We start from the raw sequence: 26,084 nt of genomic DNA, 5'->3' as shown, positions 1-26,084 counted from the left end.
AGTGTTAGCTGCATCACAGCGCCTGGGGTGGCCGTCAGCAGAGCCGCTGCCGGCGCGAACGTCGAGAGGAATCACCTGTGCCACAGAGTCGTGCCGCTATCAGCAAGACCCGGACCCGTGCTCAGCAATTCGCCATCGCCATCCTGGCGTTGCTGCTCATTGCCCTGCTGGGGTTCTATACCCTCGTCACGGGCCGCATCACGGACGGTTCGGCGAAGCTCAAGGACGGGGCCGCCCAGGCGTCCGCCGGAGCCGGTCAGCTGGAGGCCGGCGCCGGGAAACTTGCCAACGGCGCCGGCCTGGCCGATGCCGGGGCGGGAAAACTTTCCGCGGGGGCGGAAAAGATCTCGTCGGGCATCAGCACCAAGCTGGCACCCGGGGCGGACAAGCTCCAGGCCGGTGCCGGAAGGCTGGCCGAAGGTGCCGTCAAGATCGAAACAGATGTCACCGGCAAGCTGGCCCCGGGCGTCTACAAAGTCGACGACGGTGCGCAGAAGCTAGCGGCGGGGGCCGTGCAGCTTTCGGCCGCGCTCACGCCGACGCCGGCGGGCACCGCCGAGAACAACCTCGCCGACGGTGCCACCCGGCTCGACGGCGGCGCCGCCCAGCTGGCCGGGGGCACCGCCGCGCTGGCAGGCGGTACAGACCAGCTCAAGGGCTACCGCGGTGCCAACGGCAGCCCGGAGGCCGGGACCGGGACAGCGGCCCTGGCTCAAGCACTGGAACTGCTGGAGAAGGCGGCGAATGACCCGGTCCAGGGTCTGGTTCCGCTTTCAGTCGTGAAGGACAAGATCGCCAAGATCACGGCCGGCGCGCACAAGCTGGACGCCGGTGCCAGCCAGCTGCAGGCCGGCGCGCAGCGGCTGCAGGACGGTGCGGGCCTGCTGAACGCCGGAACGGGCAAGCTCAAGGCCGGATTCACCACGCTGGCCGGAAAGCTCAACAGCCAGGACCCCGGCAGCCCCGGCGTTGTGCTGGGCACCCGGCTCCTGGCCGACGGCACGTCCAAGATCCGGATCGGGATGGACGGCGTCCCCGGCGATCCCGAGCACCCGGGCCTGCTCAAGGCAGCAGCACGGATGACCGAGGGCAGCTCGCGGCTTGCCGACGGAACCGTGGCCCTGAACGCCGGGATCAAGGGCAATCCGGCCGACCCCGCCAACGCCGGCCTGCTGGGCGGCTCCCAGGCCTTGGCTTCCGGGGCCTCAGAACTCTCGGCCGGCAACACCAAGCTGGCGACCGGCTCCTCGCAACTCGCCACGGGGGCGGACAAGCTCGCGGACGGCAACGCCCGGATTGCCGACGGCACCGGCACGCTGTATTCCGGAGCAGCGGCGGTGTCGCCCACCAGCATGCTCCGGCAGTCCGACGCCGCCACGGCACTGGGACTCGTCGCAGTGCTGGCCCTTGGCTCCGTTGGCGCCTTCCTGGCGCTGCGGAAGAGGCAGGCCGCATAACAGGCGCCCGCCCCAGAGTCAGCGTGGTTCCAACCCGTGGCGGTTCCCCGCATCGCGGGAACCGAGGGGGCCGCGGGCGACTTTGGCTGTGCCGGCCGAGGTCCTTGAGACGGCCGCGTAGCCGACTTTGGAACCGGTGACCGACACTGAAATCGATCGCCACAGGCCAGCGGCACCGGGGGTGTAGGCAGGGCCGTTGGCTCCAATGATGGCAACCTGCGAGCGATACCACTGATAGGCCAGGGTGACATGCCCAGGACCCCATACGCCAGGCGCCACGGTGAGCAGGGCCCCGACCGTAGCGGCGCCCCGGATGGCCGGTACGGGTCCGCTGAGCGGAATCGACGCAAGACGGGCGGCCCGCAAATATCCGGACAGATACGAACGACCCAGATACTCGATGCCGCTCCTGGAGAAGTGGGTCGAATCGCCCACGTAAACACCCCCGGCCCTGGACCAGGCGAGTCCGGTATGGGGCACACGCGCCGGAGTTTCCTGCTGGCTTCTGTCGACGTTGTTCCGCCCCGGCGTGGATGCAATTCCTTCCGGTGACATCAGGCCGATCACGAAGGGCAATGTTGGGGCCGCCAACCGTGCCCGAAAGAAGGCGATCAGCTGATCCAGCTTCGCGCTGTATCCGGCTGTGGACATCGACGAGTTACTTTCGCCCTGGTGCCAAAGAATGCCCTTGAGCTCAACGATGTAGCCAGCCGCCTGTGCTGCCGCGATTCCCTCGAGCGACTGCTTAACCGCCAAGGTGGGAAGGTCGAGCTCCGGGGCCGTTGCTGCGCCGACAGTCCAAGTCAGCGTCGCCGGGGCACTGACGAATCCGGTTTGGCCGTGCGCGGCGGGAATGATGAGCACCCCGACATTATCGGGCTGGGTTTTCAAGTACTCGCGGGCCATGGTTGTAGCGGGCGAGAGCCCGCTTGCCTTGTCGTGCATGTCCAGGGGAACTGTCGCTGGCCGCATTTTCCGGACCTTTGCGCCGTACTGAAAGATCCGGGGATCCGTCGCGTCTTGCGAGCCGCCGACGGGGAGGCCGCGGCCTGACATGTTCGATTGCCCTGCCGCCAGGAAGACGTGCAGCACGTTGACGGACTTGCGTGCTTGAGCGGGGGCAATACCTGCCAGCATCAGGCCGACGACCGCAAGGCCAACCACGAGCCCCCGGCAGTATCTGGCCATAGCTTGATACACCGAAACCCCATCCTTTTGTTAGGCGAAGCCGCCCATGCCCCTATTATCTGTACTTCGAACGGAACCGACTACGCCAGCAGGTCCAGCAGGGAGCCGACCTCGCGGCCCACGAAACCCGGGGCCGGTTCCCCGCCGCGGTTCAGCCAGACACCGAGGAGGCCGGCCGACGTCGAACCTTCCGCGTCAAGCAGCCGGTTGTCCCCGACGTACAGCGTTTGGCCGGGGCCGGTGCCGATCCGCCGGACACCCTCGAGGTAGATGGCCGGGTCCGGCTTGGCGACGCCGACGGTGTCGGTGCCGACCAGAACGGTAATCCGTTCCAGCCCGGCCGCGTCCAGCTTCACGCGCTGGTAGTCGTGGACGTTGTTGCTCACGGCCCCGTAGGGAATGCCGGCGGCGTCCAGGGCGTCCAGCAGGGGTCCGACGTCGTCGAACGCCCGAATGTAGCCGTGCTGGCGGCTCGCGTAGGAACTCACCCAGTGGTGGGCCTGTTCGCCGTCAGCCAGTTCGACGCCGAAGTACCCCAGTGCCGCCCGGCCGCGGAGCAGGCGCTGTTCATTGAACGTCAGCTCACCGGCCAGGTAGCGGTCGTAGAAGTGGGTGGTCTCGTGGGTGAAGATCCGCCCGAACCTCTCCCACCCGGCCTCGTCCAGGCCGGGCAGGAGGTGTTCGCTGACGTCGCGGAGGGCCGTCGTCATGGCGAATTCGAGGTCCACCAGGGTGTCGTCAATGTCGAACAGAACCCCGTGGACAGCGCCGCCGCCCAGGCCCGCGGCCAGCACGTCGGTGCCCGTCATGGGGCCCGGCGTGTGGCCGGTCGTGTTGCCGGGTCCGGGTGCGGTGTCCATTGGCCGGATGTCAGCCGCGGAAGGCGCGCAGGCGGGCCAGGGATGAATCCTTGCCCAGGATGACCATGGATTCGAACAGCGGCGGGGAGATCCGCCGGCCCGAGACGGCGGTGCGGACCGGGCCGAACGCCAGGCGCGGCTTGACGCCGAGGCCTTCCACGAGGGCCTCCTTCAGGGCTGCCTGGATGTTCTCGGCCGTCCAGTCAGCAACGGGCTCCAGCGCGGACAGGGCGGCGTCGAGCACTTCGGTGAGGTTCTCCGGCAGGCCCTTGCGGGCGTCGTCGGCGACGTCGATCGCGTCGTCGGCCTTGAACAGGAACGCAAGCATTTCGGGGGCCTCGCCCAGCAGCGAGATGCGTTCCTGGATCAGCGGCGCGGCCTCGGCCAGGATGTCCTCCTCGCGGGCCGTGAGGCTCTCCCCCACGAAGCCGGCGGCCTGCAGGTAGGGCACCAGGCGGGCCCGGAAGTCCTCAGCACCGAGCATGCGGATGTGGGTGCCGTTGATGGCTTCGGCCTTCTTGATGTCGAAGCGGGCCGGGTTGGCCAGCACATCGTTGACGTCGAAGTGCTCGATCAGCTGGTCCACGGTGAAGATGTCCTCGTCGGCGGAGAGGCTCCAGCCGAGCAGGGACAGGTAGTTCAGCAGGCCTTCGGGGATGAAGCCGCGGTCCCGGAGCAGGAACAGGTTGGACTGCGGGTCGCGCTTGGAGAGCTTCTTGTTCCCCTCGCCCATGACGTACGGCAGGTGGCCGAAGACCGGCATGTAGGTGGCGACGCCGATGTCCATCAGCGCCTGGATCAGCACCACCTGGCGGGGCGTGGAGGAGAGCAGGTCCTCGCCGCGGAGCACGTGGGTGATGCCCATGAGGGCGTCGTCCACCGGGTTGACCAGGGTGTAGAGCGGGGATCCGTCGGCGCGGACAATGACGTAGTCCGGGATGCTGCCGGCCTTGAACGTGATCTCGCCGCGGACCATGTCCGTGAACGTGACGTCCTCGTCGGGCATCCGGACGCGCAGCACCGGCTGACGGCCCTCGGCCTTGAACGCCGCGAGCTGGTCCTCGGAGAGCTCGCGGTCGAAGTTGTCGTAGCCGAGCTTGGGGTCGCGGCCGGCGGCACGGTGGCGGGCCTCGACTTCCTCCGGCGAGGAGTAGCACTCATAGGCGTAGCCGGCGTCGATCAGCTTGGCCACGACGTCCTTGTAGAGGTCCAGCCGCTGCGACTGACGGTAGGGCTCGTGCGGGCCGCCGACTTCCACGCCTTCTTCCCAGGTGATGCCGAGCCATTTGAGGGCCTCGAGCAGCTGCTGGTAGCTCTCCTCCGAGTCGCGGGCCGCGTCCGTGTCCTCGATCCGGAACACAAAGGTGCCCTTCGTGTGCCGGGCGTGGGCCCAGTTGAACAGGGCGGTGCGGATCAGGCCGACGTGCGGGGTGCCCGTGGGCGACGGGCAGAACCGGACACGGACCGGGGTGTCAGCGGTGACTTCACCGGTGGGGGCAGCAAGGGCGGAGCTGGAAACGGCGTCGGACGCGGAAGCAGTAGTCATAGTGGTACCAACATTACCAACCTCCACCATCGCTACCTGCCCGGAATTCCGCTACGAAAACGGACAGCCGCACCGTGGATCTGAACTGATCCACGGTGCGGCTGTCCGAAATCGGCGCGGCTGCTTCCTGGCGGAAGGTTCTAGCGGCGGACCACCGGGTTGGACAGGCGCCCGATGCCCTCGATCTCGACCTCATAGCGGTCGCCTGCCTGCACGGAGCCGACGCCGGCCGGAGTACCGGTCATGATGACGTCGCCGGGCAGCAGGGTGAAGGCCTGCGAGACGATGGAGACGAGCTCCCGGACGCCGCGGATCATCTGGTTCGTGCTGCCGTCCTGGCGCAGTTCGCCATTGAGCCGGCCCTGGATCTGCAGGTCCTCGGTGTCGAGCTCGGTCTCGATCCACGGCCCGAGCGGTGCCGAGGTGTCGAAGCCCTTGGCCCGGGCCCACTGCAGGTCCGTCTTCTGGACGTCGCGGGCGGTGAGGTCGTTGCCGCAGGTGTAGCCGAAGATCACGTCATCGACACGGTTCTCGGGCACATCCTTGCAGATCCGGCCGATGACGACGCACAGCTCGGCCTCGAAGGAGACGTCCTCGGAGAACTCCGGCAGGACAATGGGATCGTTGGGCCCGATCACGGAGGTGTTGGGCTTGAGGAACAGCAGGGGCTGTGCCGGGACCTCGTTGCCGAGTTCCCGGGCGTGCTCCGCGAAGTTGCGGCCGACGCCGATGACCTTGCTGCGCGGGATGATCGGCGCCAGCAGGCGGACGTCCTCCAGCTTGTGCTTCGTGGGGGTTCGTTCCACGCCGTGGAAGAACGGGTCGCCCTTGATGACAGTGACTTCCTCACTGCCGGGCTCACCTTCCACGATGCCGTAGAGGGGATCAGAATCAACAACAAACCGGGCGATACGCATGGTTCCTAGCCTACCGTCCCCCGCGTGTGCTCTTCCCAACTAGCTCGCAGCAGGGGCCGTTATGAGCGCTGAAAACGGCCCCTACTGCCAGCTAGTTGGGAGAGTCCGCAGGTAGTCCAGTTGCGCCGCGACCGAGAGCTCGGCGGCGCGGCGGACGGAGGGATCGACGTCGGCGTACACGGCGTCCGTGACGGTGCCGACGCCGGCGTCGGCACCGAGGGCTGCGAGGGCGGCCCGGACCTGCTCGAGCCGGCCCTGCCGGTGGTCCCGGTAGGCGCGGGCGACGTCGTCCAGCGCCGGCAGCACCGGGCCGTGGGCCGGCAGCACGGTGGCCGGCCCGAGGCGCTCGAGCCGGTCCAGCGAGTCGAGGTAGTCCCGGAGGGTGCCGTCGGGGTAGTCCAGCACCGTGGTTCCGGAGCCCAGAATGGTGTCCCCGGTCAGCACCGAGCCGTGCGGGCCGTCCTGCGGCAGGTGGAAGCAGAGCGAATCCGCGGTGTGGCCCGGTGTCGCGAGAACCCTGATGTCCGTTCCGGCCGCGCGGATGACTTCGCCGTCCTGCAGCGGGGGTGCGCCATGGCAGTGGGCGGGATCCGCGGCCCGGACAGGTGCGCCCGTCAAAGCCGAAAACCTCGCGGCGGCCGCGGTGTGGTCCGCGTGCCGGTGCGTGATCAGGATGAGTTCGACCGGCCCGTCGCCGGCCAGCGCCTGCAGGTGCGGCTCGTCGAGGGGCCCGGGGTCGACGGCGACCCGGGCCGCCGCCCCCGGGGCGGCAATGAGATAGGAGTTGGTTCCGTCCAGGCTCATGGGGCCCGGGTTCGGCGCGAGGCGGAACCGGGTCAGCTCGCTGCTGCGGACAATGCCGCGGGATTTCTCGGAAGTCACGGTCCCATCCTCGCAGAGGCAACCTCAGGCGAGCAGCAGGATGGAGATGAGGAGCGGCAGGATGGCTTCGGCAATGGCACTTCCCCAGAGCCGCCGCTCCGAGAGGAACAGGATGAGGCCCAGGGCCACGTGGGCCACACAGGTGAACAGCAGCAGCGACTCCCCGGCTGCGACGTCGGTACCCCCCAGCAAGATGGCGCCCGCAATGGCGCCGATCCCCCAAATGACGTTGTAAAAGCCGAGGTTGAACGTCCACAGCCTGACGGTCTCGACGTCGCCCGGTTCGACCAGGAAAAGCCTATGCAGGCGCTGGTGGCGGATGAAGAAGGATTCCATGATGCCGACACTGATGAGCAGGACGCCAAAAATCACGCCCAGAACCTGGATCAGCCCCGTCATGTGCCCATTGTGCACTGCGGGCGGACGGGTGGAAAGGCCCCGCAGGGAGCATCGGCCAGGGAGCAGCGAGCACCGGGCCGGACCCGGGGCTGCCGACGCCGACGGCGGCCGCCACCGGAAGGTGGGGACCGCCGTCGTGCCGTCAGTTCCGGGCCTGGAGACCCTGGGGGTTAGGCGAGCCGGGTCAGCCAGCCGTGGGTGTCCTCCACGGTGCCGGTCTGGATCCCGAGCAGCTGGGCGCGGATGGCCAGGGTGGTCTCCCCCGCCGTGGCGTCCTCGGAACCGATGAACTCGGTGGCGTCCTTGAGCACGCCGATGGGGGTGATGACGGCGGCGGTGCCGCAGGCGAAGACCTCGGCAATTTCCCCGGAGGCAACGCCGTCGCGCCACTCATCCAGGGTGATCTTGCGTTCGGTGACTTCGCGGCCCATGTCCCGGGCCACCTGGATCACGGACATCCTGGTGATCCCCTCCAGGATGGTGCCGGACAGCGCGGGGGTGACGAGCGAGCCGTCCTTCATGACGAAGAAGACGTTCATGCCGCCGAGTTCCTCGACGGCGTTGTCGTTGAACTGGTCCAGGAACAGGACCTGCTTGCAGCCGTTGGCCTCGGCCTCCTGCTGGGCGATCAGCGAGGCGGCGTAGTTGCCGCCGCACTTGGCGGCGCCTGTTCCGCCGCGGCCGGCGCGGGCGTATTCACGCGAGATCCAGATGGAGACGGGCTTGAGCTCGCCGCCGAAGTAGTTTCCGGCCGGGGAGGCGATCACGCGGAAGGAGACCTCGCGCGCTGCCCGCACGCCCAGGAACGCCTCGGTGGCGATCATGAAGGGCCGCAGGTACAGGGCTTCGCCGTCGCCGGCGGGCACCCACTCCTTGTCGGCCGCGACGAGTTCGCGGATGGCGCCGAGGAAGTATTCTTCCGGGAGTTCGGGCAGGGCCAGGCGCCGGGCGGACTTGTTCAGCCGGGCGGCGTTGGCCTCGGGGCGGAACGTCCAGACCGAGCCGTCGGCGTGGCGGTAGGCCTTGAGGCCCTCGAAGATCTCCTGGCCGTAGTGCAGCACGGCGGCGGACGGGTCCAGGGAAATCGGACCGTAGGGCTCGACGCGCGCGTCGTGCCAGCCACCGTTGCCTGCGGCGTCGACGCTGTAGTCCACAATCGCGGTGTGGTCGGTGAAATAGTCGCCGAACCCCGGGTTTGCCAGGATGGCTGCACGCTCTTCAGCAGACTTCGGGGTCTCCGACGGGTGCTGGGTGAATTCGACGCCATGGGCAGTCTGAGTCATGGTTCCTCCACGATCGGCTGCCTGGTGTGGGAACGTGGTTCACCCTCGGACCACGGCAGCATATTGGTGATTCGAAACAAGCTTACGCCCGTTGGCAGCGGGGTCTTGCGGTCCCCTCGGGGCGCCCTGCAGTCCAGGAAATACAGCCAGGACCTACAGCGCCGCCGCGATGGCGTCGCCGACCTCGCTGGTGGTGCGGACGGCGCCGTCGCGGGCCTCGACGTCGGCCGTGACGGCCGCCTCGATCTTCCGGGCGGCGCCGGCGAAGCCGAGGTGGTCGAGCAGGAGCGCCGCGGAGAGGATGGCCGCGGTGGGGTCGGCCTTCTGCTGGCCGGCAATGTCCGGGGCGGAACCGTGGACCGGTTCGAACATGGACGGCGCGGTGCGGTCCATGTTGAGGTTGCCGGAGGCGGCGAGGCCGATCCCGCCGGTGACGGCTGCCGCGAGGTCGGTGATGATGTCGCCGAACAGGTTGTCGGTGACGATCACGTCGAAGCGGGCCGGATCGGTGACCATGAAAATCGTGGCGGCGTCGACGTGGAGGTAGTCGTGCGTGACCTCGGGGAACTCCTGGGCCACGGCTTCGACGGTGCGCTTCCAGAGCTGGCCGGCGAAGACCAGGACGTTGTGTTTGTGCACCAGCGTGAGCTTCTTGCGGGGGCGGTCGTTGGCCCGGCGGAACGCATCGCGGACCACGCGCTCCACGCCGTGGGCTGTGTTCAGGGAGACCTCGGTGGCCACCTCGTGGGGGGTGCCGGCGCGCAGCGTGCCGCCGTTGCCCACGTAGGGGCCCTCGGTGCCTTCGCGGACCACGATGAAGTCGATCTTGCCGGGGTTGGCGAGCGGGCTGCCGACGCCGGCGTACAGGCGGGAGGGCCGCAGGTTGACGAAGTGGTCCAGGCTGAAGCGCAGCTTGAGCAGGAGCTCGCGCTCGATGACGCCGGAGGGAATCCGGGTATCGCCGGGGGCCGCCCCGACGGCTCCGAACAAGATGGCGTCCCGGGTGCGGAGATCGGCGAGGGTGGCCGCGGGCAGGGTCTCCCCCGTCTCGAGCCAGTGCTCCGCACCCAGCTTGTAGTGGGTCTGCTGGAGCACGATCCCCTCCGCGGCCGCGGCCTTCTCGAGGACCTTCAGGGCTTCGGCCGTGACCTCCGGGCCGATGCCGTCGCCCGGGATGACTGCCAGATCAATCGTGGATGTGCTCATATTTTCAGGTTAGCCAAGTGATCCACATTCTGGTCAAGTCGTCTCACTATTCGATCACCCCGAGAAAATGCGACGCCCCCGCACCTTCCTTTCGGAGGTACGGGGGCGTCGGAAGGGCTCAGGCCCCGGCGGGTTCCTCGTACTTCGGGAACACGGGGGCCGGGGCGGGCAGTGCCGTGCCGGCGACAATCGGCGTGCCCAGGGCCGCGAACTCGCGTGCCTCGCCCTCGGGCTGGCCGAGCGTGTGCAGGATCGCCGCCGTCGCCGTCGGCATCACCGGCTGGGCCAGGATCGCGACGATCCGCAGCACCTCCAGCGTCACGTAGAGCACCGTGTTCATGCGTTCGACGTCGGTCTTGCGCAGCACCCACGGGGCCTGCTCGGCGAAGTAGGCGTTGGTGTCCCCCAGGACAGCCCAGATGGCCTCCAGCGCGCGGCTGAACTCCTGCTTCTCAAACGCGGCCCGGGCGGCGTCCAGCAGGGCGTTCGCCTGGGCCAGAATCGCGGTGTCCTCGGCGGAGAACGCGCCGGGGGCGGGCACGCTGCCCTCGCAGTTCTTGGCCACCATGGACAGCGACCGCTGGGCCAGGTTACCGAAGTTGTTGGCGAGGTCGGAGTTCATCCGGCCCACGATTGCCTCGTGGTTGTAGTTGCCGTCCGCGCCGAAGGGGACCTCGCGCAGGAAGAAGTAGCGCACCTGGTCCAGGCCGTACTGGGCCACGAAGTCCGCGGGCGCCACCACGTTGCCCAGCGACTTGGACATCTTGACGCCGTTGTTCTGCAGGAAGCCGTGGATCATGACCCGCTTGGGCAGCTCCAGTCCGGCGCTCATGAGGAACGCCGGCCAGTAGATGGCGTGGAAGCGGGAGATGTCCTTGCCGATCACGTGGACATCGGCCGGCCAGAACTTCTGGAAGGAGTCCGAATCGATATCCGGGTAGCCCACCCCGGTCAGGTAGTTGGTCAGCGCGTCGACCCACACGTACATCACGTGCTTGTCGTTGCCGGGCACGGGGACGCCCCAGTCGAACGTGGTGCGGCTGATGGACAGGTCCTCCAGCCCGCGCCTGACGAAGCTGATGACCTCGTTGAAGCGGGACTGCGGGGCACCGAATTCGGGGTGGGCTTCGTAGAGCGCCAGCAGCTTGTCCTGATAGGCGGAGAGCCGGAAGAAGTAGCTCTCCTCGGCCGTCCAAGTGACCTCTGTGTCGGATTCGCGCGAGTAGCGGATGCCGTCGTCCTTGACCACGGTCTCGTCCTCAACGTAAAACGCCTCGTCGCGGACCGAGTACCAGCCCTCGTACTTGGACAGGTAGATGTCCCCGTTGGCCTCCATCTTCTTCCAGATGGCCTGCGACGCCGCGTAGTGGTCGGCGTCCGTGGTGCGGATGAAGCGGTCGTAGGAGACACCCAAGGCCGCGTGCGCCGCCTTGTAGATCTCGGCGTTCCGGTCCACCAGTTCCTTGGGCGTGACGCCTTCCTTCTCGGCGGCCTGGGCGATCTTCATGCCGTGCTCGTCAGTGCCGGTCAGGAAAAAGACGTCGTGCCCGTCCAGGCGCTTGAACCGGGCCATCGCATCCGTGGCGATGTACTCGTACGCATGGCCGATGTGCGGCACCCCGTTGGGGTACGTGATGGCCGTGGTGATGTAGAACGGGGTCTTGTCAGTTGAAGTCACGGTCTAAATCTAGATCAGTTCCGTGAGGGTATCGCTCTGGCGGACCAGTTCGTGGTCATGTGAAGCCACCAGCACGGCAATGCCGTCCGAGGTCGTGTCCTTGAGGATGCTGATGATGCGGTTGGCGGCGGCACGGTCCAGGCTGGCCGTGGGCTCGTCGACCACCAGGACGCGGGTGCCGAGGATGAGCGCCCGGGCGATCGCCACGCGCTGGCGTTCACCGCCGGAGAGCTGTGCCGGGCGGTGGCGCATGCGCCGGCCCAGGCCCACGAGGTCCAGGAGGTCCTTGGCCATGTCGCGGCGCTGATCGACCTCGCCGTCGGGCACGGCCGGCAGCAGGACGTTCTCGAGCGCGCTCATCCCGTCGATCAGGGCACCGCCCTGGTCAACGTAGCCGATCAGGGCCCGGCGGCGGTCGGCGATCTCGTCGTCGCCCATGGTCTCGAGCGAGTCGCCTTCCCAGAACACCCGGCCCGACGTCGGCAGGGTCAGTCCCGCGCCGACGGTCAGGATGCTGGTCTTGCCCGAGCCGGAGCGGCCCGCGACGCAGTGCATTTCGCCGGCATGCAGAGTCATGTTGAAGTCGTCCACGACGTTGACGGCCTCGGCACCGCCCTTGCCGCCGCCGTAGTGGATGGTGATGTTGCTCAGTTCCAGCGGGGTGGCGTGGTCCGTGGCCTTCACGATCGTGTTGGCGCGGGTCTTGTGCGCACCGCGACGGGTGCTGGCGGTCATCCGGTCGTGTGCCTCCCGGTCAAGGTTCAGCTCGTTAGTCATTGGACCACTTTCGTTGCAATCGGAATCCAGCAAAGTACAGCTACGAGACCGGCAATTGCGGCCCACAGCGCGGCATAGGGGGCCAGGAGGAGGCCGATGCCGAGGGCGCCCACAACTCCCAGCGGCAGCGCGACGGTTCCCACCATGGCGTTTTCAAAGAAGCGGACCTGGCCCAGCATGTCCGGGTTCCAGCCCATGGCCCGCAGCGTGCCGAGGTACTGGCGCTTGGCCTGCAGCTCGAAGCGCCCGGTGACCATGGTCAGCAGCAGCCCGACGGCAACGCCGGACACTCCCAGGATGATGCTCGGCAGTGCGATGCTGGCCGCGGCCAGCCCGCTGAGGGCACTGGCACCGGCGGCCCGGGGAATGTCGATCAGCAGGGCGACCAGCCCGCCGACGGCCGCGGCGAAAACACCGACGGCAACGGCCAGGGAGATGGTGTTGAACTTGTTGGTGCTCAGCTGCCGGTTGGCGAAGGTCAGCGGGGAATCGACCGCGATGAGCCGTTCATCGTGCTGCGGCTCCTGGTCCACTACCTCGCGGTGGCGCAGCTGCTGCGCGGCGACGAACGCGGCACCGGAGTACAGCACCAGGACTGACGCCGAGACCACTGCGGTGGCGGTGCTCCAGCTGATCAGGCTCAGGGCGATTCCGACGACGGCCAGCAGCGCGGCGCCGACGCCGAATTCGGCGAGCACCCAGGAACGGATCTTGCGCTGGGTCCAGCCCATGGCACGCAGGGTTCCGGCCTCGCTGCGCCGTTTGCGGATGTAGCTGACGGTGGAGGCACCGGTCAGGAGGGCGGCGCCGCAGAGGGTCAGGAACAGCAGGGTCAGGTTCGTGGCGGTCAGGGAGCCGGAAACAGCGTCCGCGGCGTCCTGGCGGACCCACGACTGCTGCACGGTGCCCAGCGGCGATTCCTTGCCGGCGTCGTCCTTGGAGTACCCGGGAACGGCGATGCTGGCATCCTCGCGGGCCGAACCGGCCACGACGGTGGCCTGCAGGCCCATGTCACGGATCTCGTTGGCGAGCTTCTCCACCTCGGGCTGAGCCTGCTTCCAGCTGCCGGGAACCTTGGCGCGGACCCGGACGGCGTCGATCACGGAGGCGTTCTGCTCGTAGCCGCGGGCGGCCGCGAGGCCGTAGAAGTCGGTGATGGCTCCGGCGGACTGGCTGACCAGGCCCGTGGCGCTCAGCGACGGCTTGAGTTCGGTGTTGACGTCCTTGCCGGACGCATCCTTGGTCAGGGTGAACGGCGCGGGGTCGTAGCCGCCCAGGGGCAGCCGGTTGACGTCGCCGGCAGCTTCCTTGACGTTCGCGGCGTCGAAGGTGCCATAGACCATGGCCAGCGGGGTGGCCAGCTTTTTGCCGGTTTCGAGGTTCTGGCGGTAGGAGCGCTCGTCGACAGGCTGACGCTGGGTCTGGTCGACGGCGGCGCCGTTGGCGGCCTTGTCCGGCAGCCGGTTCACGGTGACCCAGTCACCGGGGCTGGCGCTCTTGTTCGCTGCGCCGTTGGCGGCGGTTTCGCCGTCCTGGTACGTCGGGGCGGCGGCAAAGTTGGTGGTCCAGGTGGCCGGGTTGTAGAGGCCCTGGCTGAAGGATCCGGTGTCGCCCATGAGCTGCGAGAGGTCCTTGGACCCGGGCCAGGCGAGGGCGAACGGGGATTTGGAAACGAACGGCAGGTAGTCCTTGTCCAGCGAGCGGGTCACGGTGCCGACGTCCTTGGTGACGTTGCCGGAGCCGTCGATTTCCTCGATCTTGACCGAGTACTTCAGGTCCAGGGCGGTGCCCGAGCGCACGATCAGCGGGATGGCCTGCGAATCGTCGGTGAGCTGTCCGTCGCGCTTGGCCTGCTGGTACTGGGTCATCAGCGGTGCCCAGTACTTGAGCTTGACGCCGAGGAAGTCCGGGCCTTCCTTGAGTTCGTCCATGCTGATGCCGTTGGTGAAGAGGCTCTCGAAGTGCCGGCCGATCGCGCCGGCGTTGCGGGCGTCCGCGGGCGGGGCCTTCTCCAGGGGGGACAGGAAGTCACCGGCCGTGCCGAGCAGCGCGCGCTCGGAGACGGGGTCGACGGCGACGACGGACTCGGTCACCTGCGGTGCCATCGGCAGGGAAACGGAGAGGTTGAAGAGGTTGTGCTCGGAGCCGCCGGCCGGGGTGGGGAACTTGATGCCGGTCTCGCCCTCCGGGCCCTGGATGCGGACGTTCTGGCCGCCGTCAACCTGTTCCTCGACCAGCTTCGCCTTGCCGAGGGAGCCCTCGGCGGTGGTCTTGAAAAGGGTCTGGTCGGAGTGGCCGTCGGAGCTGACAGCGCTGGCCGTGAGGCGGTATTTCTTGGGCGTGTCGCTCAGCACCGATTCCGCGGCCGGCCACTTGCTCGGGTCGGTGGCGGTCGGGTCGCCGGAGGTGCCCGCGAGGCCCGCGTTGAAGCCCAGGTAGTCGGTGGCGTCCAGCCGGGGCGACTCCAGGTTCTGCGTCACACGCGAGACCAGGCTGATGGGCGCGGCCACCGAGGTGCCGGAGAGCTTGCGGATCGAATCCAGCTGCTCGAAGCTGATGCCGCCCTGGCCGGTGGCGATGTCCGGCTGCATCAGGCCGCCGTTATCATCCGCCTTGGCCTGCACCAGGACGTCATAGAGCCCCCGGGAGTTTTGGTCCACGGTCCTGCTCAGCGCCGCCTGGGACTGACCCTGGACAAGCACGGACAGGCACATGGCCACGATCAAAATGGACGCGGTCAACAAAAGCACTCTGCTTCTGATGAACCTCTGGACGGCGTTCATTGGGCTCCTGAAAGCTGGATTGCGTGCGCACGCCGCAGTTCATTTCCTGAGGAATTGAAGGCGTCCCGTGCCGGGCGTGCAAAAGTAAAGGCCGGTCTGCCGGCCAAGACCCGAAATTCGGTCCTAGCCATTGTACGCAGACCAGCCGCCCACTATTGGCCGCCGGCGGCGGTCATGCCGCCGCCGGTGCCTGAAGGGGAGGATTTCAGTCCTCGAGGTCAACCTCGCGGACCATGTCAGCGCCGATCCCGGCCTTGATCGCGTCAAGGACCTGCTGCGGAACGGAACTGTCGATGGTCAGCAGGGCCAGCACCTGGCCGCCCTCCGCCTGGCGTGCCACCTGCATGCCGGCGATGTTGATGTTGTTCATGCCCAGGATGTGGCCGATGGTGCCGATCACGCCGGGGCGGTCCGTGTAGGCCACCACCACGAGGTGTTCGCTGATCGGGATCTCCACCTCGTAGCCGTTGACGCCGACCAGTTTCTGGATCTGCTTCGGGCCCGTCAGGGTTCCGGCGACGGAGATCTGGCTGCCGTCGCTGAGGGCGCCGCGCAGGGTCAGGACGTTGCGGTACGACTCGGTGTCCGGCGTGGTGATGAGCCGGACGTTGATGCCGCGCTGCTCGGCGATCACGGGGGCGTTGACGTAGGAGACCTGCTCGGTCACGACGTCGGCGAAGATGCCCTTGAGTGCCGCGAGTTCCAGGACCTTGACATCGAGCGAGGAGATCTCGCCCGCCACCTCGACGTCGAACTGCGTGAGGGAGGCATGGGTCAGCGCCGTGAAGATGCGGCCCAGCTTTTCAATCAGCGGGATGCCGGGGCGGACGTCCGGGGCGATTACGCCGCCGGCGACGTTGACGGCGTCGGGGACCAGTTCGCCGGCCAGGGCCAGGCGGACGGACTTGGCGACGGAAACGCCGGCCTTCTCCTGGGCCTCGTCGGTGGAGGCGCCCAGGTGCGGGGTCACCACCACGTTGTCGAGTTTGAAGAACGGCAGGTCGGTGCTGGGTTCCTTATGGAACACGTCGATGCCGGCGCCGGCGATGTCACCGGCCTGCAGCGCGGTGTAGAGAGCTTCCTCGTCCACCAGGCCGCCGCGGGCGACGTTGACGACGTACGCCGTGCTCTTCATCCTCTTGAAGGCCTCGGCGCCGAGCATGCCGACGGTCTCCGGGGTCTTGGGCATGTGGATGGTGATGAAGTCCGACTGGGCCAGGAGCTCGTCGAGCGTCACCAGCTGGACGCCGAGCTGGGCGGCCCGGGCGGAGGTGATGTAGGGGTCGTACGCGAGGATCTTGGTGTCGAAGCCCTTCAGGCGGGCCGCGACCAGGGCGCCGATCCGGCCGAGGCCGATGATGCCGATCTTCTTCTCGAAGAGCTCGATGCCGGTGTACTTGGAGCGCTTCCACTCCCCGTCCTTGAGGGCGGAGCTGGCCTGCGGGATGTGGCGGGCGAGGCTCAGGATGTGCCCGACGGTCAGTTCCGCGGCGGAGACGATGTTGGAGGTCGGCGCATTAACCACCATGACGCCGGCCTGCGTGGCCGCCTTGATGTCCACGTTGTCCAGGCCGACGCCGGCGCGGGCGATGACCTTGAGGTTCTTGGCGGCGGCGATTGCCTCGGCGTCCAGCTGGGTGGCGGAGCGGACCAGGATCGCGTCGACGTCGGCGATCGCGGAGAGCAGCTGGGAACGGTCGGAGCCGTCAGTCTGGCGGATTTCAAAGTCCGGGCCGAGGGCCTCGACTGTGGCGGGCGAAAGTTCCTCAGCGAGGAGTACGACAGGTTTGGTGCTTGTCACCGGTGACCTCTTTAGCTCTCTTGGGTATCTGGTGGGGATTTTGGTGAATCGGGTGATGCTGGTGATGCGGGTGGTGCTGGACAGCAGGGAAGCCGGACCCCAGAATGTGGTGTCCGGCTCCCCCGCCGGGCAATGCCTAGCGGGCGACTGAACCTTCGGTGTAGTCGTCCTCGTTCTTGATCCAGGAGAACAGCTTGCGCAGTTCGCGGCCGGTGGCCTCGATCGGGTGGTCCTCACCCTTCTTGCGCAGTGCCTTGAACTCCGGCGCGCCGGCGTCCTGGTCATCGATGAAGCGCTTGGCGAAGGTACCGTCCTGGATGTCCGCCAGGACAGCCTTCATGTTTTCCTTCACCTGCGGGGTGATGACGCGGGGGCCGGAGACGTAGTCGCCGTATTCCGCGGTGTCCGAGACGCTCCAGCGCTGCTTGGCGATGCCACCCTCGACCATGAGGTCGACGATCAGCTTGAGCTCGTGCAGCACCTCGAAGTACGCGACCTCGGGCTTGTAGCCGGCCTCGGTGAGGGTCTCGAAGCCGTACTGGATCAGCTGCGAGGCGCCGCCGCAGAGGACAGCCTGCTCGCCGAAGAGGTCGGTTTCGGTCTCTTCGGTGAAGGTGGTCTCGATGACGCCCGCACGGGTGCCGCCGATGGCCTTGGCGTAGGACAGGGCCAGTTCCTTGGCCTTGCCGGACGGGTTCTGCTCGACGGCGATCAGGTCCGGCACGCCGCGGCCGGCCTCGAACTCGCGGCGCACGATGTGGCCCGGGCCCTTGGGGGCAACGAGTGCGACGTCGACGTCAGCCGGGGGCTGGATGTAGCCGTAGCGGATGTTGAAGCCGTGGCCGAAGAACAGGGCGTCGCCCGGCTGCAGGTTCGGGGCGATGTCCTCGGCGTACACGTGGCGCTGGACCTGGTCCGGGGTCAGGACCATGATGAGGTCGGCCTCGGCGACGGCGTCGGCGACATTCAGGACCCGCAGGCCCTCGGCCTCGGCCTTGGCGCGGGACTTCGAGCCTTCCTTCAGGCCGACGCGGACGTCAACGCCGGAATCGCGCAGGCTGAGGGCGTGGGCGTGGCCCTGGGAGCCGTAACCGATGACGGCGACGGTGCGGCCCTGGATGATCGACAGGTCGGCGTCGTCGTCGTAAAACATTTCAGTCACTGGGGTGTCTCCTTTTGAGTGGATTCTTCGTAGATATTGTCTGTGGTGCTGCGGTACAACGGGGCGGCTCCGGCGGTGCGGTATTACGCGCTGCGGAGGGCCCTGTCACTCATGGAGCGGGATCCCCGCCCAACGGCCAAGGTGCCGGACTGCACGATTTCGCGGATGCCGAATGGCTCAAGCACTGAGAGCAGTGCCGTGAGTTTCTCGGGGTGGCCCGTTGCCTCAATGACCACCGACTCTGTGGAGACGTCGACCACTGAAGCGCGGAACAGGTCTGCAGCCTGGGTGACCTGCAGGCGTGTTGCGGCATCCGCACGTACCTTGACCAGGATGTGGTCGCGCTGTACGGAAGATTCGGGGGTGAGCTCGACGATCTTGATCACGTTGACCAGCTTGTTCAGCTGCTTCGTGACCTGTTCGATCAGCTCGCCATCGGCGTCGACCACCACGGTCATCCGGGACATGCCCGGGACCTCGGTGGGGCCGACGGCCAGGGAATTGATGTTGAAGGCCCGGCGGGCGAAGAGGCTCGCGACGCGGGTCAGCACACCGGGCTTGTCTTCGACCAGAACGGACAATGTGTGGCGGGTCATGTTCAGTCCTCCTCTTCCCATTCCGGGGTCATGTTGCGGGCAACCTGGATCTGGTCGTTGCTGACCCCGGCGGGGACCATCGGCCACACCATCGAGTTGGGGCTCACGACGAAGTCGATGACCACGGGGCGGTCATTGATCTCCAGTGCCTTCTGGATGGTGGCGTCGATGTCTTCGTCGCGTTCGCACCGGAAAGCAGCGCAGCCGTAGGCGTCCGCCAGCTTGACGAAGTCCGGGATGCGGACCGTGTCATGCCCCGTATTGAGGTCGGTGTTGGAGTAGCGGCCCTCGTAGAAGAGGGTCTGCCACTGCCGGACCATGCCGAGGGAGGAGTTGTTGATGATGGCGACCTTAATGGGGATCTTGTTGATCGCGCAGGTCGCCAGTTCCTGGTTGGTCATCTGGAAGCAGCCGTCGCCGTCGATCGCCCAGACCACGCGGTCCGGTTCTCCCACCTTGGCGCCCATGGCCGCCGGCACGGCGTAGCCCATGGTGCCGGCGCCGCCGGAGTTGAGCCAGGCGTGCGGGCGTTCGTACTTGATGAACTGCGAGGCCCACATCTGGTGCTGTCCGACGCCGGCGACGTAGATGCCCTCGGGTCCGGTCAGGGCGCCGATGCGTTCGATGACGCGCTGGGGGGCGCTGAGCCCGTCCTCGGGCTCGGTCCAGCCCAGCGGGTAGGTTTCCTTGAGGTTGTTAAGGAAGGCCCACCAGGTGGTCAGGTCCGGGGTGCCGAAGGCCTCGAACTGCAGGCGCAGGGCCTCGGTCAGCTCCGGGATGATCTCCTTGACCGAGCCCACGATCGGGACGTCGGCCGTGCGGTTCTTGGAAATTTCCGCCGGATCGATGTCGGCGTGGATGACCTTGGCGTTCGGGGCAAAGGACTTCAGGATGCCGGTCACGCGGTCATCGAACCGGGCGCCGAGGGTGATCAGCAGGTCGGACTGCTGCAGGGCGGTCACGGCGGAAACCGTGCCGTGCATGCCCGGCATGCCCACGTGCTGCGGGTGCGAGTCCGGGAACACGCCCCGGGCCATCAGGGTGGTCACCACGGGAGCGCCGGTCAGCTCAGCGAGTTCGCGCAGTTCGGCCGAGGCGTGGGCCTTGACCACTCCGCCGCCGACGTAGAGCACGGGCTTGCTGGCCGCAGTAATGAGCCGGGCGGCCTCGCGGACCTGCTTGCTGTGGCCGCGCACCACCGGCCGGTATCCCGGGAGATCGATCTTGGGCGGCCAGGAGAACGTCATCTGGCCCTGCTGGGCGTCCTTGGCGATGTCCACCAGGACCGGGCCCGGGCGTCCGGTGGACGCCAGGTGGAACGCCTCGGCCATCACATGCGGGATGTCGTTGGGGTCCGTGACCAGGAAGGAGTGCTTCGTGATCGGCATGGTGATCCCGACGATGTCCGCTTCCTGGAATGCGTCGGTGCCGATCACCCCGCTGGAGACCTGGCCGGTAATGGCCACGATCGGCACGGAGTCCATGTGGGCATCCATGATGGCGGTAACGAGGTTGGTGGCACCGGGGCCCGAGGTGGCGATGCAGACGCCAACCCGTCCGGTGACCATGGCGTAGCCTTGCGCGGCGTGGCCGGCTCCCTGTTCGTGACGGACCAAAACGTGGTTCATTTTGGAGGCCATCAAGGGGTCGTAGGTGGGCAGGATCGCGCCACCGGGCAAACCGAAAATGTCCTGGACGCCGAGTTCTTCGAGCGAGCGGACGATTGCTTGCGAACCGGTCATGACCGTCGGGGGTACGACGTTGTTCGGTCCGAGGACAGGAGAGACGGCAGCAGAGTCGACGCCGGCGTCAGCCGGACGTTCGACGCGTTCCGGAGCCTTGTGGGCTCCAGTGGACTTGGTGGCCATCAGCGAGGGGCTGATCGGCGATCCTTTGCTCATCGGACTCTTCCTTTGTGGATCTTCTGTGATCGTGGAATTACGGTGTGGTGCTGGTGGTGCGGGAAATAAAAAAACCCCTCAGCCGGCCGGCTCTTCGAGGGGTTGCGCGTGACGGTTCGTTACCAGTGAAGGCTAATGAGCCACGCGCTTGGTAAGTACGACGGAAACACCTGCAGTGCTTTCGACTGCGGCGGCTCCGGCTGTAACGATCTCGATCATGCGTTCAGTTTTCCCTCTGAGTGAGACAGGTGTCAACGAGCCCGGCCCGTGTCTCACTATCTGGACAACGGTGTCCACTGGTTGAACGCTATCCCAACTAGCTCGCAGATAAGGGCCGTTATGACCGCTCATAACGGCCTTAAGTGCGAGCTAGTTGGGTTCAGCTGTTCAGCGTGCGCTACCCGCAGTATGCGCCCGTGGAGGCGCTGTGGACGAGCTTGGCGTACTTGGCGAGCACACCCTTCGTGAACTTGGCCGGAAGCGGCTCCCAGCCGACCTTGCGGGCCTCGAACTCGGCGCCGTCGACCAGGAGGTCGAAGGTGCGGGCCGCGATGTCCACGCGGATCCGGTCGCCGTCCTTGACGAACGCGATGGGGCCGCCGTCGACGGCTTCCGGCGCGACGTGGCCGATGCACAGGCCGGTGGTTCCGCCGGAGAACCGTCCGTCGGTCAGCAGCAGGACGTCCTTGCCCAGGCCTGCGCCCTTGATGGCGCCGGTGATGGCGAGCATCTCGCGCATGCCCGGCCCGCCCTTGGGGCCTTCGTAGCGGATCACGACGACGTCGCCCTTGTGGATCTCACCCTTGTCCAGGGCATCCAGGGCGCCCTGCTCCCGTTCGAACACGCGGGCGGTGCCCTCGAAGACGTCGGCGTCGAAGCCGGCGCTCTTGACGACGGCGCCTTCCGGGGCCATCGAGCCGTGCAGGATGGTGATGCCGCCGGTCTTGTGGATCGGGTTGTCCAGTGCACGCAGGATCTTGCCGTCCAGGTCCGGCGGGTTGATCGCGGCGAGGTTCTCGGCCACGGTCTTGCCGGTGACGGTGAGGCAGTCGCCGTGCAGCAGGCCGGCGTCGAGCAGGGCCTTCATGATCACTGGCACACCGCCGATCTTGTCGACGTCGGTCATCACGTAGCGGCCGAACGGCTTGAGGTCGCCCAGGTGCGGGATCTTGTCGCCGATCCGGTTGAAGTCTTCCAGCGTCAGCTCCACCTCGGCCTCGCGGGCGATCGCGAGCAGGTGCAGCACGGCGTTGGTGGAACCGCCGAAGGCCATCGTGACCGCGATGGCGTTCTCGAATGCCTTGCGCGTCATGATGTCCCGGGCGGTGATGCCCAGGCGCAGGAGGTTGACCACGGCTTCGCCGGACTTGTGCGCAAAGGCATCGCGGCGGCGGTCAGCGGAGGGCGGTGCGGCGGAGCCGGGGAGGGACATGCCCAGGGCCTCGCCGATGCAGGCCATGGTGTTGGCGGTGTACATGCCGCCGCAGGCGCCCTCGCCGGGGCAGATTGCCCTTTCGATGCGGTCCAGGTCCTCGCGGCTCATCTTGCCTGCGGCGCACGCGCCGACGGCCTCGAACGCGTCGATGAGGGTGACTTCCTTTTCGGAGCCGTCCTCGAGCTTGACCCAGCCGGGCATGATGGAGCCGGCGTAAAGGAATACGGCGGCCAGGTCCAGGCGGGCCGCGGCCATCAGCATGCCGGGCAGCGACTTATCGCAACCGGCCAGGAGCACGGAGCCGTCGATCCGCTCGGCCTGCATGACCGTCTCGACCGAGTCGGCAATGACTTCACGGGACACCAGGGAGAAGTGCATGCCCTCGTGGCCCATGGAGATGCCGTCCGAGACAGAGATGGTGCCGAACTGCATGGGGAACCCGCCGCCGGCGTGGACGCCTTCCTTGGCGCCCTGGGCGAGCCGGTTCAGCGAAAGGTTGCAGGGGGTGATCTCGTTCCACGAGCTCGCGACGCCGATCTGCGGCTTGGCGAAGTCGTCGTCGCCCATGCCGACCGCCCGGAACATGCCGCGCGCGGGGGCGGCGTGGATTCCATCGGTGACGACCCGGCTGCGGGGCTTGATGTCCGGCTTGGTGTCTGCTGCTGTTTGGATGTCCTGACTCATGGCTCAAAGTCTAGGGCTCCGCTATAGACGCCAACGACCCAAGAACGGAGCGTTAAGCGGAAAACCGGGAATATTTCGATCAAATAGTGGACTCTCATCTCACATCATGAAATCGGGGCCGGGTTTGCCTCAGCCCGGGTGAGCCGCGTCACGCAGTTCCGGGGCTTCGGCGACACCCTGGGCCTCGGCCTTGAGCATCGCCAGGACCTGCTGGATGGTGGTCCTGGCGGCGACGTCCGGACGGGCCAGCGCCACGATGCTCCGGCTCGCCTTCACGCCCTCCAGCGGGCGCAGGACGAAGCCCCGGCCCTGGTTGCTGACGGCCGTGTACCGCGGCAGCAGGCTCAGCCCGTGCCCGGCGCTGACCAGGGCTTCCAGGACCCGCAGATCCGGGAACTGCTGGGCCCGGACAGCCGGCGCGTCTGCCCGTACCTCGATCTGGCGCAGCACTGTGTCGAAGGGAAAGCCCTCAGGAACCCCCATCCACGGGAAGCCGACGACGTCCTCGGCGCACAGCGTGGCCTTGCCGGCCAAAGCGTGCCCGGCCGGCAACGCCACATCCAGCGGTTCGTCCAGCAGCGGCACCACTGTCAGGCCCTGGCCGCCGAAGACTTCCGGACCGTCGACACTGTGCGCCAGGACGATGTCGTAGTCTGCGGTCAGCCCGGCGAACCCGGCGACGCCCGGGTCCTCGAAATGCGCTTCGAACCGCAGCCCCTCGACGGCCTTGACCCGGTGGAGCATGCCCGGAAGGAGCATCTCCGCGGCGCTGGGAAAAAAGGCCGCCACCACCCGCGTCTGCCAGCCGCGCCGGTACGTGTCGATGGTTGCTTCCGCCCGCGCCATGGCCGTCGAGACATCGGCGGCGGCGCCGGCCATGGCCAGCCCCGCCTCGGTGAGGCGCACTCCCCTGCCAGACTTCTCCACCAGGACCACGCCCAGTTCCTCCTGCAGGGTCTTGAGCTGCTGCGACACGGCCGATGGCGTGACCTTCATGGCCTCGGCAGTGGCGCCGACGGTCCCGCGGCCGGCGAGTTCGCGCAGTATCTGCAGTCGCTTGAAATCCATGAGGCGAGGCTACACGCCGGGCCGGGTTTGATTCCGGTTCGGGGCTGCTGGTTAGGGGCTGCTCACCGGGCCGTCGTCCCGCTCCAGGGCTGCCCGGCATCGGCCGCCGGGAGGGTGGACAGCCGGCTTCGCCCGGACGTAACGTCAAGCATCGGCAACCATGCCTCATGGGCTGAATACGGACTGAAAGGCTCTGCTATGGACTGGATCGTCTGGCTCATCGTCATCATCGTGGTGGTCGCTGTCGTCTGGAGGCTGCTGAACCGCAACAAGAGCCGCCAGGGCGCAGATTCCTCAACCGCCGCAGGCACCAGCACCGGCGCCTCTTCAGATACCTCTTCAGGCACCCCGGCCGCTCCGACTGCGGCGGCCGGTCCAGCGGCAGTGCCCGGTCCGACGGCGGCCGATCCGACGGCGGCGGCCGGTGCGGCGACCGTGTCCGGTGCGGCAGCGATGGCCGCGCCCGAAGCAGCGCCGGCGCCCGAGCCGGCCGCGCCTGCCCCCGAGGCGCCAGCGACCACAGCGGCCCCAACGGTCAAGCCGGCCGCCGAGGCGGCCCCGGAAGCAGCAGGTGCCGCGGACGATGCGGAGTGGGAGACCCAGTGGTCCGAGACCGCGCCGCCGGCGGATACACATACCGCCGCCCACGTTGATCCCGCCCACGGTGCACACGCGACGGCGGCGGCCGAACCTGGCACCGCTGCGGCGGCGGGAGCCGCTATGGGCCTTCCCGTACACCACCCTGAATACACTGAGCCCCATGCGCCGACTCTGCCCGGAGCGGAATCGGCAGCAGCGGAACCGGTCGACGACGAGTTCACCGGCACCGGCACTGCCACTACTACTGGCACTGGCACTGCCACTGGCACGGCGATGCCCGCGGCGCCCGACGCCGGGACGCAGCCCGCGGACCTCGCTGACGCGGAAACGACGCAGATGGCGGCCTCGTCGGCGGCAGCCGAGGCTTCCGCCAGCCACACGGCCGAACCCACCGGCCATTTGGCCACTGAGCAGCCCTACGGGGAGGGGTCCGCGGCTCCGGCGGCCGACGGAAGCGGCCCTGCTGGTTTCACCGTCAAGGGCAATGCCTCGTCGATGATCTACCACGACGAGACCAGTCCGGCGTATGAAGAAACGCAGGCAGAGGTGTGGTTTGCCTCCCCGGCGCACGCCGAAGCAGCCGGGTTTCGGCCGCCGCGCCGGACACGGCAGTAGCTGGCGGCCCGGGCCGGCGTCCCGTCCCTTCTCATCGCGTCCGTTGATGCTCCCCCGCTTCACTGGCAGGCGCTTCGTTGGCAGGCGTCCCTTTTTCAGGGCAGCGGCCCGGGCCACCGCGCTGGCCGTTGCCCTGTTTTTCTTGAGCGCCTGTACCGGCGGCCCAACCTCGCCCGTGGTTCAGCCGGGAGACCGCACCGCCACCGGCGCAGCGGGCACTGCGGGGGCAGTGGGTGAACCAACGGTTGCGGGCCGGATTGACGGGCTGCGGCTGCCGTGGTCCACGGTTTATTTGCCCGACGGCACCGTGGTCATCTCCGAGCGCGACACCGCACTGCTCAGGACCATCAAAGACGGGCAGCTGGGTACGCTCGGCAAAGTGCCCGGCGTCGTGCCCGGCGGAGAAGGCGGCCTCCTGGGCCTTGCCCTGTCCCCCAACTTCGCGTCGGACCGGTACCTCTACGCCTACTTCACCGCAGCGGCGGACAACAGAATCGCCCGCATGCGGCTGGAGGAACGCGGCGGCCGGCTGGAGCTCGGCGACCCGCAACCGGTGTTCACGGGTATTTCCAAGGCAGGCACGCACAACGGCGGCCGGATCCGCTTTGGGCCAGACGGCTTCCTGTATGTGGGGACGGGCGATTCCCAGCGCCGCGAGCAGCCGCAGGACCGCGCGGCCCTGGGCGGAAAGATCCTTCGCCTGACCCCGGATGGCCGGCCGGCGCCAGGAAACCCGTTCGGCGATAACCCGGTCTACAGCCTTGGCCACAGGAACGTCCAGGGACTGGCCTGGGACAGCGCGGGCCGGCTGTGGGCCAGCGAATTCGGCCCGGACGTCAACGACGAGCTCAACCTGATCGTGCCGGGCGGCAACTACGGCTGGCCCGAGGTGACCGGCGCCCCGCACCGCTCCGGCTTCCTGGACGCCAAAGTGGTGTGGCCGTCGACGGCGGAGTCCTCCCCCAGCGGACTCGAAATTGTCGGCAGCACCGCCTACCTGGGCGCCCTGCGCGGTCAAAGACTCTGGGTGGTTCCCCTCAACGGCGAATTCACCGGAGATTCTGTGGCCTATTTCACAGGAAAGTATGGCCGGGTGCGCAACGTTTCACTCGCTCCAGACGGCCGCCTGTGGCTCCTCAGCAACGGCCAAAACCCTGATTTTGCGCTGATTTTGGACCTTCCCCGCTGACCCGGGCCATCCCGCGCCCCTCGATTTCACACGACAGCCAATCTCGTGTAGAGTTTC

At 67.6% G+C, this 26,084-nt stretch carries 20 protein-coding genes; 3 read left to right on the top strand and 17 right to left on the bottom strand.

Annotated features, from left to right (window positions below; all coding sequences use genetic code 11):
• The first annotated feature begins 77 nt into the window (after positions 1 to 77).
• Positions 78 to 1,457 carry a hypothetical protein gene (locus tag AC1DZQ_RS13875; RefSeq protein ID WP_476964078.1) on the top strand — a complete coding sequence of 460 codons (1,380 nt, stop codon included), beginning with the start codon at positions 78 to 80 and terminating at the stop codon, positions 1,455 to 1,457.
• An 18-nt stretch (positions 1,458 to 1,475) separates the two neighbouring features.
• On the opposite strand, the gene AC1DZQ_RS13870 is transcribed toward AC1DZQ_RS13875, so the two are convergent.
• The 17 genes from AC1DZQ_RS13870 to AC1DZQ_RS13790 all read right to left on the bottom strand — a co-directional run bounded on the left by AC1DZQ_RS13870 (position 1,476) and on the right by AC1DZQ_RS13790 (position 23,623).
• Positions 1,476 to 2,621, bottom strand: a complete 1,146-nt coding sequence (locus tag AC1DZQ_RS13870; RefSeq protein WP_476964077.1) for a sialate O-acetylesterase — start codon at positions 2,619 to 2,621, stop codon at positions 1,476 to 1,478.
• A gap of 104 nt (positions 2,622 to 2,725) precedes the next feature.
• Positions 2,726 to 3,454 carry an HAD family hydrolase gene (locus AC1DZQ_RS13865; RefSeq protein ID WP_476964156.1) on the bottom strand — a complete coding sequence of 243 codons (729 nt, stop codon included), beginning with the start codon at positions 3,452 to 3,454 and terminating at the stop codon, positions 2,726 to 2,728.
• 61 nt (positions 3,455 to 3,515) lie between these two features.
• Positions 3,516 to 5,051 (bottom strand): glutamate--tRNA ligase, encoded by a 1,536-nt coding sequence (gene gltX, locus AC1DZQ_RS13860; RefSeq protein WP_476964076.1) that lies wholly within the window; start codon positions 5,049 to 5,051, stop codon positions 3,516 to 3,518.
• Between the two features lie 140 nt (positions 5,052 to 5,191).
• On the bottom strand, positions 5,192 to 5,968 hold the full coding sequence (locus AC1DZQ_RS13855) for a fumarylacetoacetate hydrolase family protein (RefSeq protein WP_476964075.1): 777 nt from the start codon (positions 5,966 to 5,968) through the stop codon (positions 5,192 to 5,194).
• An 81-nt stretch (positions 5,969 to 6,049) separates the two neighbouring features.
• A complete protein-coding gene (locus AC1DZQ_RS13850; RefSeq protein WP_476964074.1) occupies positions 6,050 to 6,850 on the bottom strand; it encodes an MBL fold metallo-hydrolase in 801 nt (266 codons plus the stop codon).
• 24 nt (positions 6,851 to 6,874) lie between these two features.
• Entirely contained in the window at positions 6,875 to 7,249 is a 375-nt protein-coding gene (locus AC1DZQ_RS13845; protein ID WP_476964073.1) for a DUF1304 family protein, read from the bottom strand.
• Positions 7,250 to 7,419: 170 nt separating this feature from the next.
• Positions 7,420 to 8,532: a branched-chain amino acid aminotransferase gene (locus tag AC1DZQ_RS13840; RefSeq protein ID WP_476964072.1), complete on the bottom strand. Its 1,113-nt coding sequence runs from the start codon at positions 8,530 to 8,532 to the stop codon at positions 7,420 to 7,422.
• A 153-nt stretch (positions 8,533 to 8,685) separates the two neighbouring features.
• Positions 8,686 to 9,738, bottom strand: coding sequence for a 3-isopropylmalate dehydrogenase (locus AC1DZQ_RS13835; RefSeq protein WP_476964071.1), 1,053 nt, complete (start codon positions 9,736 to 9,738; stop codon positions 8,686 to 8,688).
• A gap of 118 nt (positions 9,739 to 9,856) precedes the next feature.
• Positions 9,857 to 11,416 carry a methionine--tRNA ligase gene (gene metG, locus AC1DZQ_RS13830; RefSeq protein WP_476964070.1) on the bottom strand — a complete coding sequence of 520 codons (1,560 nt, stop codon included), beginning with the start codon at positions 11,414 to 11,416 and terminating at the stop codon, positions 9,857 to 9,859.
• 9 nt (positions 11,417 to 11,425) lie between these two features.
• Positions 11,426 to 12,193 (bottom strand): ABC transporter ATP-binding protein, encoded by a 768-nt coding sequence (locus AC1DZQ_RS13825; RefSeq protein WP_476964069.1) that lies wholly within the window; start codon positions 12,191 to 12,193, stop codon positions 11,426 to 11,428.
• Positions 12,190 to 14,976 carry an ABC transporter permease gene (locus tag AC1DZQ_RS13820; protein WP_476964068.1) on the bottom strand — a complete coding sequence of 929 codons (2,787 nt, stop codon included), beginning with the start codon at positions 14,974 to 14,976 and terminating at the stop codon, positions 12,190 to 12,192. Before AC1DZQ_RS13820 ends, AC1DZQ_RS13825 begins: the two co-directional genes overlap by 4 nt.
• A gap of 205 nt (positions 14,977 to 15,181) precedes the next feature.
• Positions 15,182 to 16,777, bottom strand: a complete 1,596-nt coding sequence (gene serA, locus AC1DZQ_RS13815) for a phosphoglycerate dehydrogenase (protein ID WP_476964067.1) — start codon at positions 16,775 to 16,777, stop codon at positions 15,182 to 15,184.
• A 136-nt stretch (positions 16,778 to 16,913) separates the two neighbouring features.
• Positions 16,914 to 17,939, bottom strand: coding sequence for a ketol-acid reductoisomerase (gene ilvC, locus AC1DZQ_RS13810; RefSeq protein WP_026538933.1), 1,026 nt, complete (start codon positions 17,937 to 17,939; stop codon positions 16,914 to 16,916).
• Positions 17,940 to 18,022: 83 nt separating this feature from the next.
• Positions 18,023 to 18,535, bottom strand: coding sequence for an acetolactate synthase small subunit (ilvN, locus tag AC1DZQ_RS13805; protein ID WP_211878190.1), 513 nt, complete (start codon positions 18,533 to 18,535; stop codon positions 18,023 to 18,025).
• A gap of 2 nt (positions 18,536 to 18,537) precedes the next feature.
• The gene (locus tag AC1DZQ_RS13800) at positions 18,538 to 20,436 is read right to left on the bottom strand and encodes an acetolactate synthase large subunit (protein WP_476964066.1); all 1,899 of its coding nucleotides are present in this window, start codon (positions 20,434 to 20,436) and stop codon (positions 18,538 to 18,540) included.
• A 397-nt stretch (positions 20,437 to 20,833) separates the two neighbouring features.
• Positions 20,834 to 22,555 carry a dihydroxy-acid dehydratase gene (ilvD, locus tag AC1DZQ_RS13795; protein ID WP_476964065.1) on the bottom strand — a complete coding sequence of 574 codons (1,722 nt, stop codon included), beginning with the start codon at positions 22,553 to 22,555 and terminating at the stop codon, positions 20,834 to 20,836.
• Between the two features lie 129 nt (positions 22,556 to 22,684).
• Positions 22,685 to 23,623 (bottom strand): LysR family transcriptional regulator, encoded by a 939-nt coding sequence (locus tag AC1DZQ_RS13790; RefSeq protein ID WP_476964064.1) that lies wholly within the window; start codon positions 23,621 to 23,623, stop codon positions 22,685 to 22,687.
• A gap of 198 nt (positions 23,624 to 23,821) precedes the next feature.
• Here AC1DZQ_RS13790 and AC1DZQ_RS13785 point away from each other — a divergent pair, with 198 nt between their 5' ends.
• Together AC1DZQ_RS13785 and AC1DZQ_RS13780 are read left to right on the top strand one after the other, a co-directional pair.
• Complete coding sequence (locus AC1DZQ_RS13785; protein WP_476964063.1) at positions 23,822 to 24,838, top strand: sunset domain-containing protein; 1,017 nt, start codon at positions 23,822 to 23,824, stop codon at positions 24,836 to 24,838.
• A 46-nt stretch (positions 24,839 to 24,884) separates the two neighbouring features.
• Positions 24,885 to 26,027, top strand: coding sequence for a PQQ-dependent sugar dehydrogenase (locus AC1DZQ_RS13780; protein ID WP_476964062.1), 1,143 nt, complete (start codon positions 24,885 to 24,887; stop codon positions 26,025 to 26,027).
• Positions 26,028 to 26,084: the final 57 nt, after the last annotated feature.

This window comes from Arthrobacter sp. P1_C12_2, assembly GCF_056406415.1.
Note: the sequence above shows the minus strand (reverse complement) of the source record. Positions and strands in the feature narration are given on the sequence as shown.